The following is a 264-nucleotide window of genomic DNA, read 5'->3' as shown; positions in this document are numbered from 1 at the left end:
CCGGTGAGATGCCGCTTGAGCGTCTTGTAGGGCTTGCCGTCGATGAAGGAGATCAGCGCGTCCGGCGTGATCGACTTGCGAACCTGCGCGGGCGTCGCCTTCTCGACCTCCGCGGTGGCCGGTTCTGACGCCGCTTCGCTCGCGAGGCCGGAGAGCGAGGCATAGACCGCCTGGATCAGAGCCGGCAGCTCTGCCGGAGCCACGTGGTTGCGCGAGACATAGGCGGAGACGATCTCGGCCGCCCGCTCGAGCATTTCATTGTGC

General features: G+C 66.7%; 1 protein-coding gene. It reads right to left on the bottom strand.

What is annotated here, in order from left to right:
• The coding region (locus WDW90_RS41310; RefSeq protein ID WP_336493082.1) for a MucR family transcriptional regulator at positions 1–264 on the bottom strand (264 nt) is incomplete at both ends.

The sequence above is a fragment of the Methylobacterium nigriterrae genome (assembly GCF_037106235.1).
Lineage (GTDB): Bacteria > Pseudomonadota > Alphaproteobacteria > Rhizobiales > Beijerinckiaceae > Methylobacterium > Methylobacterium nigriterrae.
The sequence above is the reverse complement of the archived record's forward strand: the minus strand, read 5'-3'. Positions and strand labels throughout refer to the sequence as shown.